This is a genomic window from Acetobacter pasteurianus (assembly GCF_009914215.2).
In the GTDB taxonomy this organism is placed as follows: Bacteria; Pseudomonadota; Alphaproteobacteria; order Acetobacterales; family Acetobacteraceae; genus Acetobacter; species Acetobacter pasteurianus.
Map to the genome: position 1 here is coordinate 2448896 of NZ_CP039846.2, position 12293 is coordinate 2461188.

At 48.5% G+C, this 12293-nt stretch carries 12 protein-coding genes and 1 riboswitch; of the genes, 8 read left to right on the forward strand and 4 right to left on the reverse strand.

What is annotated here, in order from left to right; all coding sequences use genetic code 11:
• The first annotated feature begins 354 nt into the window (after positions 1–354).
• From fdnG to FCN51_RS24885, 5 genes are read left to right on the forward strand one after another with little or no spacing between them, the layout of a single operon-like run.
• Positions 355–3408: a formate dehydrogenase-N subunit alpha gene (gene fdnG, locus FCN51_RS24865; RefSeq protein WP_310256505.1), complete on the forward strand. Its 3054-nt coding sequence runs from the start codon at positions 355–357 to the stop codon at positions 3406–3408.
• A gap of 9 nt (positions 3409–3417) precedes the next feature.
• A complete protein-coding gene (gene fdxH, locus FCN51_RS24870; RefSeq protein WP_124297018.1) occupies positions 3418–4353 on the forward strand; it encodes a formate dehydrogenase subunit beta in 936 nt (311 codons plus the stop codon).
• A complete protein-coding gene (locus FCN51_RS24875; protein WP_050819897.1) occupies positions 4353–5006 on the forward strand; it encodes a formate dehydrogenase subunit gamma in 654 nt (217 codons plus the stop codon). Before fdxH ends, FCN51_RS24875 begins: the two co-directional genes overlap by 1 nt.
• Positions 5006–5926: a formate dehydrogenase accessory protein FdhE gene (gene fdhE, locus FCN51_RS24880; RefSeq protein ID WP_310256510.1), complete on the forward strand. Its 921-nt coding sequence runs from the start codon at positions 5006–5008 to the stop codon at positions 5924–5926. Before FCN51_RS24875 ends, fdhE begins: the two co-directional genes overlap by 1 nt.
• A 7-nt stretch (positions 5927–5933) precedes the next feature.
• Positions 5934–7193, forward strand: coding sequence for a molybdopterin molybdotransferase MoeA (locus tag FCN51_RS24885; protein WP_310256512.1), 1260 nt, complete (start codon positions 5934–5936; stop codon positions 7191–7193).
• A 1-nt stretch (position 7194) separates the two neighbouring features.
• Here the strand turns inward: FCN51_RS24885 and mobB are convergent, their stop codons facing one another.
• Positions 7195–7719 (reverse strand): molybdopterin-guanine dinucleotide biosynthesis protein B, encoded by a 525-nt coding sequence (mobB, locus tag FCN51_RS24890; protein WP_310256514.1) that lies wholly within the window; start codon positions 7717–7719, stop codon positions 7195–7197.
• 96 nt (positions 7720–7815) lie between these two features.
• Here mobB and mobA point away from each other — a divergent pair, with 96 nt between their 5' ends.
• A complete protein-coding gene (gene mobA, locus FCN51_RS24895; RefSeq protein WP_310256518.1) occupies positions 7816–8445 on the forward strand; it encodes a molybdenum cofactor guanylyltransferase in 630 nt (209 codons plus the stop codon).
• The gene (gene fdhD, locus FCN51_RS24900; protein WP_310256521.1) at positions 8445–9275 is read left to right on the forward strand and encodes a formate dehydrogenase accessory sulfurtransferase FdhD; all 831 of its coding nucleotides are present in this window, start codon (positions 8445–8447) and stop codon (positions 9273–9275) included. The genes mobA and fdhD overlap by 1 nt, the downstream gene beginning before the upstream one ends.
• Before the next feature lie 33 nt (positions 9276–9308).
• Here fdhD and FCN51_RS24905 read toward each other — a convergent pair whose 3' ends face one another.
• On the reverse strand, positions 9309–9920 hold the full coding sequence (locus tag FCN51_RS24905; protein ID WP_012813058.1) for a glutathione S-transferase family protein: 612 nt from the start codon (positions 9918–9920) through the stop codon (positions 9309–9311).
• Between the two features lie 178 nt (positions 9921–10098).
• A riboswitch (yybP-ykoY riboswitch) is annotated at positions 10099–10275 on the forward strand.
• 10 nt (positions 10276–10285) lie between these two features.
• On the opposite strand from FCN51_RS24905, the gene FCN51_RS24910 reads away from it, so the two are divergent.
• Complete coding sequence (locus FCN51_RS24910; protein ID WP_038505934.1) at positions 10286–10876, forward strand: manganese efflux pump MntP; 591 nt, start codon at positions 10286–10288, stop codon at positions 10874–10876.
• 9 nt (positions 10877–10885) lie between these two features.
• Here FCN51_RS24910 and FCN51_RS24915 read toward each other — a convergent pair whose 3' ends face one another.
• Together FCN51_RS24915 and FCN51_RS24920 are read right to left on the reverse strand one after the other, a co-directional pair.
• Positions 10886–11470, reverse strand: coding sequence for a TetR/AcrR family transcriptional regulator (locus FCN51_RS24915; RefSeq protein WP_003630419.1), 585 nt, complete (start codon positions 11468–11470; stop codon positions 10886–10888).
• 308 nt (positions 11471–11778) lie between these two features.
• Positions 11779–12204, reverse strand: coding sequence for an EF-hand domain-containing protein (locus FCN51_RS24920; protein WP_310256530.1), 426 nt, complete (start codon positions 12202–12204; stop codon positions 11779–11781).
• Between the last annotated feature and the right edge of the window lie 89 nt (positions 12205–12293).

Genomic DNA, 12293 nt, shown 5'->3' on the forward strand with positions numbered 1-12293 from the left:
GTGAACGTAGTATTTCTCGGCGTCATCTTTTGTTGGTGCGGTGGGATGGTGTGTTTTCTACGTTAAGTTTTGAGTATAGACACACAATATCATTTAGAAATCGAAATTATTTTTCTGTTTCTATGCATGATGCTCTGCCTGTATTTTTATCACTGCTTATATTCTGTTTTTAATTTAATGTTTTAATTTAAGTATTCAGTGCCCTGTGCAGTGTTCATTCAAGTTGTTGTGTGTCTGTATATTTATAAATATAGTTAAAATCTAAAATAATGTGATCCGGATCAAAGACGCTTCATTAAGGAAAATGTAGATAACCTTCATTCTGTTTTTTAATAAAACATCAGGGTGGTTTACATGGCCTTGGGGCGCAGAGAGTTTTTGCGGAATACTGGCGCGTGTGTGGCGGGTGCCAGTGCGGTTGCGCTTGGTTTTGTGCCGCCAGTTAAAGCTTTGGCGCAGGAAACGCGCCAATACAAACTGCTGCGCGCCAAGGAAACCCGCAATAACTGTACTTATTGTTCTGTTGGGTGCGGTTTACTTATGTATTCTCTGGGGGACGGCGCTAAAAATGCTAAGCCCAGTATTTTCCATATTGAAGGTGATCCAGACCATCCAGTCAGCCGAGGCTCTTTGTGCCCAAAGGGCGCGGGGTTGGTGGATTTCATTCACAGTGAAACGCGCCTGCAATATCCTTCTTATCGCGCACCCGGCAGCCGAGAATGGAAGCGTATAAGCTGGGAAGAGGCGACTGACCGTATTGCGCGCCTTTTGAAGGATGATCGGGATAAAAACTTTATCCAGCGGAATGAAAAAGGCGAGCTGGTTAATCGCTGGCTGAGTACAGGTATGCTGGCATCTTCTGCGGCCAGTAATGAAACCGGGCTGCTGGATTTTAAGTTTGCGCGGGCGTTGGGTATTCTGGGGCTAGATTGTCAGGCGCGGCTCTGTCATGCCCCTACGGTTTCTGCGCTGGGTGCCAGCTTTGGTCGTGGCGCAATGACCAACAATTGGGTGGATATCAAAAACGCCAACGTTGTTCTGATTATGGGTGGTAACCCGGCAGAAGCACATCCTGTTGGTTTTAAATGGGTTATGGAAGCCAAAACCCGTAATGCCGCACAGGTTATGGTGGTTGACCCTCGGTTTAACCGAAGCGCAGCCGTTGCAGATTTTTATGCGCCAATTCGTGCCGGTTCTGATGCCGCTTTTATGCTGGGCGTTATTAACTATCTGCTGACGCACGATAAAATTCAGCATGAATATGTAAAAGCCTACACAAATGCCGCGCTGATAGTGCGCGAAGACTTTGATTTTCATGAAGGTTTGTTCTCGGGGTACGATGCCACTACGCGCAGCTACACGACAACCTCATGGGATTATGAGCGTGATGAACAGGGCTTCGCCAAGCAGGACCCTACATTCCAGAATCCACGTTGCGTTCTAAATCTTTTGCGCGATTATACTAGCCGCTACACACCAGAGCTTGTTTCTCAGATTACAGGCACACCGGAAAAAGATTTCCTGCATGTGTGTGAAACTCTGGCATCCACCAGTGTGCCAGATCGTACATCTACATTCCTGTTTGCGTTGGGCTGGACACACCATACCAATGGATCTCAGATCATCCGTGCAGCATCTATGGTGCAAATGTTGCTGGGTAATGTGGGGATGCCCGGTGGCGGCCTGAATGCTCTACGCGGGCATTCGAACATTCAGGGTTATACAGACCTCGGGCTGCTTTCAACGCGTCTGCCTGGATATATGAATCTGCCTAAAGACAGCCAGCAAACATTGGATGCTTACCTGCAGGCAGTCACTCCGAAGGCAGATGAGCCCAAGGAAGTAAATTACTGGCATAATGCGCCCAAGTTTTTTGTAAGCCTGATGAAAACCCTATGGGGAGATCACGCCACAGCTTCCAATAACTGGGGTTATGATTGGCTGCCAAAGTGGGACCGCAGTTACGATATGCTGGCCTATTTTGAGCGTATGCAGCAAGGCAAGGTCAACGGTTACATTGCACAGGGTTTTAACCCGCTGGCGGCCATGCCCGATAAAAACCGTATGCGCGATGGCTTGGCCAAGTTGCGTTTCCTCGTCACCATAGATCCGCTAGATACAGAAACATCCAATTTCTGGCAGAACGAGGGCGTTTATAATGATGTAAGGCCCGAAGATATCCAGACAGAAGTGTTCCGTCTGCCTTCTTCCTGTTTTGCAGAAGAAAACGGCTCGGTCGTCAATTCCGCACGTTGGCTGCAGTGGCATTATGCTGGCACCCAGCCACCGGGAGAGGCTTGGAACGACGGGCGTATTCTGGGCACCATCTTTACCAAGCTACGCGCCCTGTATGCGAAGGAGGGTGGCGTATGCCCAGAACCTGTTCTGAACATGCAGTGGAACTATCGGGACCCGGAAGATCCCATGCCAGAGGAAGTGGCGAAGGAAGCCAATGGTTATGCCTTGGCGGATATTCAGGATGCCACAGGTAAGGTGGTTGTAAAAAAAGGGGAGTTGCTGCCTGATTTCTCCGTGCTGAAAGATGATGGCACAACAGCCAGCTATTGCTGGGTGTTCGCGGGTTCTTGGACAGAAGCCGGCAACCAGATGGCACGGCGCGATAATACGGATACAGGGCTTGGTAATACGCCGGGTTGGGCATGGGCGTGGCCTGCAAACAGGCGCTTGCTTTACAATCGTGCATCGTTGGATCCACAGGGCCATCCGTGGGATCCGCGCCGCAAGATTATTGAATGGAATGGCCAGCGTTGGGGTGGGGCGGATGTGCCTGATTACCCACTTACATCGCCGCCAGGCAGCGGTGTTGGGCCGTTTATTATGCAAAGTGAAGGTGTGGGCCGTCTGTTTGCAGGGGCATCGTTGGTGGATGGGCCTTTCCCTGAACATTACGAACCCACAGAAAGCCCGGTATTGGCCCCTGCGTTGGGCAGCAAAGTAAGGCACAACCCGGTGGCCCGGCAGTTTGCAGATGAAATACCGCGTATGGGTAATCCTTCAGAGTTTCCATATGTAGCCACAACGTACTCCATTACGGAGCTGTTCCGGCACTGGACAAAGCATTCGCACCTTAACGCCATTATGCAGCCAGAGCAGTTTGTAGAAATTGGTGAACGTCTGGCGGGCAAGCTTGGTGTTTCCGCCGGTGACACGGTGCGGGTCTCTTCCCGCCGAGGGTATATCGAGGCCAAGGCCGTAGTTACCAAGCGGCTCAAACGCCTGAATGTGATGGGGCAGGAAGTCGATCAGGTTGGGGTGCCCTGCCATTGGGGCTTTAAGGGCGCCACGCGTAAAGGCTTTTTAGCCAATACGCTGACACCAGCCATGGGCGATGCAAATTCTCAAACGCCAGAATTCAAGGCCTTCCTTGTTAATGTTGAAAAAGTCTGAGGTGCGCTGATGAGCATGCAGTCACAGGACATCATTCGCCGTTCCGCCACCAATGGGCTTACACCGTCACCTCAGGCACGGCGGCATGAGCAGGAAGTTGCCAAGCTGATAGACGTTTCTCTCTGCACAGGGTGCAAGGGATGCCAGGTTGCCTGTTCGGAATGGAATGATCTGCGAGATGAGGTAGGTCACAACGTAGGGGTATATGATAACCCCGCAGACCTGACAGCAGAAACATGGACCGTCATCCGCTTTGATGAGGTGGAGGATGAAGGTGGCAAGCTGGAATGGTTGCTGCGCAAAGAAGGCTGCATGCATTGCGAGGACCCGGGCTGCCTGAAGGCTTGCCCAAGCCCCGGTGCTATTTTGCAGTTTGCCAATGGTATTGTGGATTTTCAGTCTGAACAGTGCATTGGCTGTGGGTACTGCATTGCTGGCTGCCCGTTTGATATTCCGCGCATCAACTCAAAAGATAACAAGGCGTATAAATGCACCTTGTGTGCAGATAGGGTTGCCGTAGGGCAGGAGCCCGCTTGCGTAAAAACCTGCCCGACTGGCGCTATATCCTTTGGTTCCAAAGCGGAAATGAAGGATCTGGCACAAACCCGGGTGGAAGACCTGAAAAGCCGCGGGCATGAAGGCGCAGGATTATATGATCCACCGGGTGTAGGCGGCACGCACGTTATGTATGTGCTGACGCATGCCGATAATCCAACTCTTTACCACAGGCTGCCAGCCGAACCTCATATCAGCCCGGTTGTGCGTGGTTGGAAGGAATGGCTGAAACCGGTAGGGGCGCTTGGGTTTATTGCCACATTGGCAGGGGCCTTTGCGCATTACATGGCTGTCGGCCCCAATAGCACGGATGAAACAGCACCAGAGGTTCCTGAAAAGGAATTGGTAGAGGTTGGCGAAAAGCCGGACCAAAACCGGAGGGATGCGTAATGGATACTAAAAATCTTGTTCTGCGCACAAAGTTTATGGACCGGCTCTGCCATTGGACAATGGTTGCCTGTTTTTTTCTGGTCGCGCTTTCTGGAATCTCGTGGTTTTTTCCTAGCCTGAACTGGCTTGGTTATGTGCTTGGGCCACCGCAGATGGCGCGGCTGCTGCACCCGTTTCTGGGTATCACAGTTTTTGTATTGCTAATGTGCATGTGCGTGCGCTTTGTGCACCATAATCTGTTTGTGCGCACGGATATCACGTGGTTTCGTCATATTGTTGATGTGCTGATGAACAAGCATGGCGAGAAACTGCAGATTGGCAAATACAATGCCGGGCAGAAGATACTGTTCTGGGGCATTATGTCACTGATCAGCCTGCTGCTTGTAAGTGGGTTAATGATCTGGCGTGCCTATTTTGCCATGTATTTTCCCATTCCCGTGGTGCGGCTGGCTTTGCTGGCGCATTCTGTTGCCGGGCTTGGGCTCATTTTGCTGGTGCTTGGGCATATCTATATGGGCATATGGGTGCGGGGTTCCATTGGTGGCATGGTCACGGGTTATGTATCCCGAGCATGGGCGCGGCAGCATCATGATCGGTGGTATGAAGAGGAAGTATTGCCTGCTGAAACATCTTCTGCAAAACGGCCACACTAATGCGTTCTGAAACTGATATTGTTCCGCTGGATAAACGCATACCCGGCGTGCAGGCTATTGAGCCACTGATTTTTCCGGTGCTGGAAGCTGTATATACACGCAGGGAAAAACGGCTCTGCTTGCTGGCAGAACAACTGGGTGAAGCGAAGGGGGGGTATTTTAAGTTCCTCTCTTGTCTTGTTGAAGCGCAGCAGATTTTGAAACATATGCCACTTGGTGCAGCAGATGTTTCTGCTATTCGTGCTGTGCCAAAACAGGGGTGTGATCAAGATCACCTTGAAAAACTGTTGCTGAAAATACCATCATGGCAACAGGCATTTTTATTTTTGGTGCAACAGGTGGGCTGTATTGTGCCAGAAACAACGTGCACAATGTTGGAAGAGTGTGGGCAGAATATTCCAGCATTAACAAAGCAGGCTGCCAGCTTGTTGTGTGGAGAGTATGCTCAGGTTGATGCCGGGTTGGCTGTTGTACTCTGGGCTGCTCTGTCTGTTTGTTGGGCACAGGCTGTGGAGCAGGATCAGGAACATATTCAGCAGGCACAACCTGCTGGAGAGGCCAGATTGTGCCCATGTTGTGGTGCCCAACCGGTAGCCAGCCTTGTATTGGGGGGAGACCGTGAAGGCCTGCGTTACCTTCAGTGCAGTTTGTGTGAGACACGTTGGCACAGAGTGCGTGGTATCTGTGTGGAATGTGGTGCATCTGCTCATCTTGAACACTGGACATTTGAAGATTTGAGAGCCTCGGTTCAGGCGGAAAGCTGCGGAGATTGCAAAACATATCTGAAGGTTTTTCGGTTGGATTATGATCCAGAACTAGACGCCCTTGCAGATGATCTGGGTAGCTTTGCTTTGGATACCGCCGTGGAGCAGCAGGGGTTTGCGCGCGCTGGCTTAAATCCATTCTCATTTCCGGGGTAATGGCTGTATGGTTGGTTCTTTATTAGCCTCAGCTGTTTCAGAACAAACATACAGGGCACCAGACATGGTGGCGTATGATGAAGCGCAGGCGCTTCTTGCGGCCTGTATGCAAAATATACCATTACTTGCAACAGAATTTGTATCTATCGCGCAGGCATCTGGGCGCGTTCTTGCTGAGGATATAAGGGCGGTGATGCCTCGCCCAGAAGCTGATATTTCAGCAATGGATGGATATGCATTCCGTTGTGCAGATATGGAAAAGGCGGGCAGCGTTGGCTTGCCTCTTGCCGGACGGGTCGCTGCGGGTGATGCCCCGCCACCCTTGGAAAAAGGTGTTGCTTACAGCATTCTTACTGGAGCGCGTATTCCTGCAGGGGCAGATTGCGTTGTGGCTCAGGAGCGCACATCCATAACGGGTGGACATGTGCATTTACTGGAACAGAATGCCAGAAATGGTTTGAACATTCGCCGGAGTGGGGAGGAGTTCTGTAAAGGCGATATGTTGCTTGAGCATGGCCAAAAGCTGGATTGGCGGCATCTGCCTCTATTGGCGCACCAAGGTAAAGAACAGGTATCTGTCTATAAACGTCCGAAGATTTGTGTTGTGGCCAATGGAGCAGAGTTTGGTGCAACAGCAACAGATGCACGAACGGAACTGAATACGCAGCTATTGGCAACAATGCTGCAAAGCGCGGGCGCGCTCGTCACACGTTATGTGTGTAGATCAGACAGTATGGAGGATTTACACAAGGTCCTTCATCAATGTGCGCAGGAATCTGATATTCTCATTACCACAGGTGGTATTTCTGTTGGGCAGACGGATCATGTTCTGCCTGTTCTCAGGCAGATGGGGGCCAAATGTTTATTTCGACGCGTTAAAATGCGCCCAGGCAAGCCTATAACAGTTATGCAACTGGGCCAGAAAATGGTGTTCTGTTTGCCAGGAAATCCGGGCGCAGCAGCTATATGTGCACAATTGTTTGTCGTGCCATTTTTGCGTGGTCTGGTGGGTGAAAAGCAGGAGAAAAATGCAAGTATGCTCATAGAAGGGCAAAGCAGTTTTTCTTATGTTGCAGCATCAGATACCACCTGTTTTTTCCCAGTAAGTTTTATAGAAGATAAGGGAGAAAACCTTATTAACCTTGTGCCGTCTGTCGGAGCTTCTGATATTCTTTGTCTTACACGGGCTACCGGTCTTGTAAAAATATCGGCGGGTCAATCCCTGCAGGCTGGAGAAATGTGCAAGATGATACCGTTTGCAGTGTAATTTATACTTTGAATGCGTAAGCGTGCTTACGGATATATGCTGCAATAGCCATTGTATCATTCAGATCCAGAGCCGTGAGGTTGTCTGGAACATCGGGAATGTTGGGCTTGTCTGATGCGACAGCAATAATACTCGGTGTTTGTGGGTATAAAGGGTCTTTTCCTATAGTGGGTCGCCATACTTCCAGGCAGATAGGTATAGTTGCATGAAAGCCTTCTACCAGCACCAGATCGACAGGCTGCATGCACTGGAGCAAATCAGATATGGTGGGGAGGGTATTGCATTCGTGTTGAAGCACCCATCGTTCAGGGGTGGCGAGCATAACTTCTGCAGCGCCATTTTGCCTGTGAACAAAGGTATCTTTGCCGGGCTTATCCATGTCTACACCATGATGCGTATGTTTGATGGTTGAGACACGCAAACCAAGATGACAAAATGCAGGAAGTAATCGTGATATCAAATGCGTTTTGCCAGACCCACTACGGCCGATAATGCCAAAAATAAGCTGCGTGTGTTGAAACATCATGTTTGCAAAACCGATAAGAGATCTAAAAGACTTTAGATTTTAGAATGAGAAAAATGTAAAAACCAGAAAGATATTTTCAAAAATGGTGGAGCAGGCATGAAAATAGCAGGGCTGGTGTTGGCAGGTGGGCAGGCAAGCCGAATGCATGGGCAGGATAAGGCTTTTTTAGATACAGGAAAGGGTCTTTGTTTAGATCATGTTTTTGCACGCTTGCAGCAGGAATGTAGCGCCGTAGCGATTAGCGCTAATGGTGATTCTGCACGATTTGGTGCATGGCAATGTCCGATTTTACCAGACTATGTGCATGATGTCGGGCCATTGGCTGGTGTGTTAAGCGGCTTGGAATGGGCAGAAAAGAGTGGGTACAATACACTCATAACCATACCGGTAGATACACCATTCATTCCTGCCGGGCTTGTGGCGGCACTTATGCCTGCACCATCGTATGCGTGTTGTGGCGGGCAGTCTCATCCATTGGTAGCTGCATGGCCGGTTTCTGCCAGACCTGTGTTGGCAGCGCAGTTATCTTGTCTGACTCAGGAAAATAAAAAGCGCCAAACGCGTGTGCGTACATTGGCAAATACCTTGGGCGCGCGGGCTATAGATTTTCCTCTGATAGAGGGGATGGATCCTTTCATGAATATCAACACGCCTCAAGATCTCATGCTTGCGCAAAAATATTGCGCTTCTGTGCACAATGTTGATGCTGCAAAAGGCAATGGCTGATGACGGAAGATATATCCTTTTCTGTAGCGCTTCCGTGTGATGCGGAACGGATAAGCTGGCCGCAAGGACATGAAAACACGGATATTACGCGAGAGCACAATACATTTCTGGTAGCAGAAGAAGCGCCACTTGCTCTGGTATATAATGGTATTGATTATGCGGTCATGATGATAACACCGCATGATATAGATGATTTTGTTGCGGGTTTTTCTTTTACAGAAGATATTATTTCTTCCGTTTCAGATTTACGGCACATAAAGATAACAGCACAACCTGATGGCTTACGTGCTGATGTGCGGGTAAATGCCCAAGCCTTACGCAAAGTGCTGGCACGCACGCGCCGCCCGATAGCTGGTCGGACGGGATGCGGAATTTGTGGTGCCGACATGGAGAGCGTAACAAACTGCAAAATATGTAGCGTAACAGGGCGGGAGCCTGATGCAGGGGCAATCCATAAAGCATTAGAAAATTTAAGAAGCCATCAGGTTTTAAATAAAGGCGTAGGTATGTTGCATGCAGCAGCATGGTGCCTACCTAATGGCCACATTGTGCATGTGAGAGAAGATGTTGGCCGCCATAATGCTTTGGATAAACTGATAGGTTATGGGCTAAAGCATCAATTAGATTTCACGCAGGGATTTTGTTTTTTAACAAGCCGCTGTTCTTATGAGATGGCGGCAAAAGCCATTGCAGCGGGCATGTCTGCTGTGGTGTCGCTTTCTGCACCTACTGCACTTGCAGTGCGCACGGCACGTGCTGCAGGATTGGTGTTGATTTCTCCTGCACGTACAACTGGTATGTATATGGTTTCTCCTGCCCCTCAGAATTGAGAGGGCATCTGATAGGGCAGGAGGGATAATTGCTTACGCTAAACCTTCTGCTTTAAGGGCTGCCTGCGTGGCGGGGCGGTTAAACACTTTGTCCCGTAGCGCACGTGCTTTGGGGTAAGCTGTCAAATCAATCTCCAAAGGGGTTGCCCAGCTTAAAATTACGGCCATAAGGGCATCTGGCTGGCTGAAACCGGCAGGGAGCAAATAGTCTGTACCATTGCTTTCCAGCAGTTGCTCAAGCTGTTCTAACCGCCGGGTAACGGTTTTCAGGCAAAGTGCGTGTGTGGTATCAGACAGATCTGGAGTGAAGAGCATACCAAAAGCACTGTGCACATCCTCACAAAAACCCAGAGCTTCCAACATACGTGAGCGATCTAATGAACCTTCTGCTGGCCGAAACGCGGCGATATCAGAAAGATTGCCAATATAAGGTAGAATAGCCACGTTCTGGGTCAGCACGACGCCGGGTGAAATTTCAATGGCAGGCACAGCCCCGCGTGGGTTGATCTTCAGGTAATCTCGGCCATCTTCCAGTGTCTTGGTTTTAAGGTTTACCTTTTCCAGACCGAAGGGCAGGCGTGTTTCATTTAAAATAATATGAGATGCTAAAGAGCATGCACCAGGCGTGTAATACAATTTTATCATAGTGTTTTTTTCCTTTTTATCGCGTTTATGTCACGCATAATTTGGCTTCAGCATCTTAACGGCTGTTTCTGTTCAGCGTTCACCTTCTTATTTCGAATTATTATGAAGGCTTCATATGTTGCGCGAAAGCCTTCTGTTTTTCAGGCTCTTGCGGAACATGAGCGATATTGATACAGAGGCTCCGTTCATTGGGGAGTAGCCACCCTCTGTTATAGAGGGGTCTTCGTCAACACACTTGGTCAGCAGACCATGGCGGAGACAGCGTTTTAGAAAAAACGCCCAGCAAGACCAACGGCATCATTGCTTCCGCTGTGGCCGGGAGGCGATGTGTGCTGTTTTGTGTTTTGCGGCCCTTGGACTTGCTCATGACTGGTATTTTCACGCTCGGAATTCTGGGGCTTTCCCTTTCTGTGGATGCTTTTGCCGCCGCGGTTGGTAAAGGGGCCAGTGCTAAAAACGCACGTTGGAATGACGCCCTGCGTATTGGTGCCGTGTTTGGCTTTTTCGAGGCCATTACCCCTGTTGTGGGCTGGGTGCTGGGGCTAGCTCTAAGCACATGGATTGCCGCAGTGGACCATTGGATAGCCTTTGCGCTGCTTTGCGGCATAGGTGGCAACATGATCCGCCTGGCCATGAAGGATGAACCAGAAGAAGAGGTAGAAATTGAACAGCCTAAAGCTGCAAACCGTGGTGTGCTGGGGCTGATTGGAACAGCTTTGGCAACCAGCATAGATGCAACCGCAGTAGGGGTTAGCTTAGGTGTTATGCAAGTGAATATTTTATCAGCTTGCTTGGTAATTGGTGCCGTTACCACGGTTATGGCAACGGCAGGTGTTATGCTGGGACGGCACGCTAGTGTATGGATCGGCCGTTATGCAGAAATCTGTGGCGGAATAGCACTGATGCTTATTGGCTGTTCGATCCTGTACACACACCTTACTTCTGCCGCCGGGTAAGGTAAAAAATTAACCAGCAGCCGCCGCAGCAGCACGGATACCTGCGGCAGTCATGCCCGCCGTAAGACGGGATGTCTGATCAATATCGACCAAAGGGTTGCGCGCAATATACAGCAACCCTTCTAAAGCTGTTGTTAAAACAGCGGCTGCAATAAAGTCCATGCGTTCCGGAGATGTGTTTTTCATGGGGACGACCCTGAGCAGATTTTGCTTGAGGTCATCCAGCATTTCCCGCGTTTCACTCATATTAAAGAGCTTGGCTCTGATATGATGCTGGTTGAGTTCCAGAAAATGTGGCGCACCGTGAATACTAAGAAGTTCCCGAAAAGCCGCATACTGACTTTTCTGAAGCATTGCATCCAGATTATCTTCCTCGCTACGTGCCAGACGCGCTGCACCTCTTACACGTTGTGCAACTTTTACGAGGATAATATCAAAAATGGCTTCTTTGGTTTTGTAATAATTATAGAAGCTTCCCGGTGAGACATTGCTAAGGGCAACAATGTCTCTTACCGTTGCTGCATCCAAGCCGATACTGGAAAAGACTTTCCATGCAGCGCTTTCAAAGGCATCTTGCTTAAATGCGCGCGTCATTTCGCGTTTTTGAGAAGCGCGATAGGACTTTTTGGGTCTGGTTGTTGTTGGTTTAGCCTTGGTAACGGGCTTTTGCGGGTGTTCCGTCAATTTTTTACAAACTCCAGTGTCCTTCTCGCTCTTTGTTTACAGTAAAATTCCTTTATCTGAAAGCGGCAATAAAATAAGCCTCCAAAAGAGATGTTTTTTTAATATAGTGTATAGGTAAGTGTATTATTTTTATATCTCCAAAAACAAATACAAAACAAAATAAATGACAAAAACAAATAATATAAAATTCGTATAAATAAATATATTATTTTCAGATATTATTCTGGTATCTGCCAATCGTTAACATTTAAGTAACCCTTTTGGCCGTGATCCATTTTATGAAACTCATCATTTAAAACGGCATCTTGAGCAGATATCGGGAGCATAGCAAAGCCTCGTGATGAAAAATCATCTCTGGAAGATAGAATTTTTCTAACTTCTGTATTGAATTCATCAAACGAGAGGCAACCATCATGATTGGTGTCTGCATCGTTAAAGTCTTTTTGTCTGTCTTGTTCAGAGTAGGTATTGGGGGCTGTTTCTGCATATAGTTTTTCAGGATAGAAATTAAAAATAATGACAGATAATACAAAAATTTTACGCAGAACATTGTTGCATAAAGTCACATTTAAAAATAACGGAAAATCAAGATATTTTGGAAAGGTAAAGTGGTGTTTTCTTTTTGCGGAAATATCAGCCTGCATGTTGTAGATATGCTCCTTATTTTAACAGAAACAAAAGGACTTTTGTAAGGGATCTTAAAAAATGACCAATATGTCAAGTTAGTATTTTC

Excerpts from the sequence above, each read along its gene's own strand:
- fdhD (WP_310256521.1), top strand. The coding sequence starts at position 8,445 with ATGACGGAAGATATATCCTTTTCTGTAGCGCTTCCGTGTGATGCGGAA.
- fdnG (WP_310256505.1), top strand. The coding sequence starts at position 355 with ATGGCCTTGGGGCGCAGAGAGTTTTTGCGGAATACTGGCGCGTGTGTG.
- mobB (WP_310256514.1), bottom strand. The coding sequence starts at position 7,719 with ATGATGTTTCAACACACGCAGCTTATTTTTGGCATTATCGGCCGTAGT.
- FCN51_RS24915 (WP_003630419.1), bottom strand. The coding sequence starts at position 11,470 with ATGACGCGCGCATTTAAGCAAGATGCCTTTGAAAGCGCTGCATGGAAA.
- FCN51_RS24910 (WP_038505934.1), top strand. The coding sequence starts at position 10,286 with ATGACTGGTATTTTCACGCTCGGAATTCTGGGGCTTTCCCTTTCTGTG.
- FCN51_RS24875 (WP_050819897.1), top strand. The coding sequence starts at position 4,353 with ATGGATACTAAAAATCTTGTTCTGCGCACAAAGTTTATGGACCGGCTC.
- FCN51_RS24885 (WP_310256512.1), top strand. The coding sequence starts at position 5,934 with ATGGTTGGTTCTTTATTAGCCTCAGCTGTTTCAGAACAAACATACAGG.
- FCN51_RS24920 (WP_310256530.1), bottom strand. The coding sequence starts at position 12,204 with ATGCAGGCTGATATTTCCGCAAAAAGAAAACACCACTTTACCTTTCCA.
- FCN51_RS24905 (WP_012813058.1), bottom strand. The coding sequence starts at position 9,920 with ATGATAAAATTGTATTACACGCCTGGTGCATGCTCTTTAGCATCTCAT.
- fdxH (WP_124297018.1), top strand. The coding sequence starts at position 3,418 with ATGAGCATGCAGTCACAGGACATCATTCGCCGTTCCGCCACCAATGGG.
- fdhE (WP_310256510.1), top strand. The coding sequence starts at position 5,006 with ATGCGTTCTGAAACTGATATTGTTCCGCTGGATAAACGCATACCCGGC.
- mobA (WP_310256518.1), top strand. The coding sequence starts at position 7,816 with ATGAAAATAGCAGGGCTGGTGTTGGCAGGTGGGCAGGCAAGCCGAATG.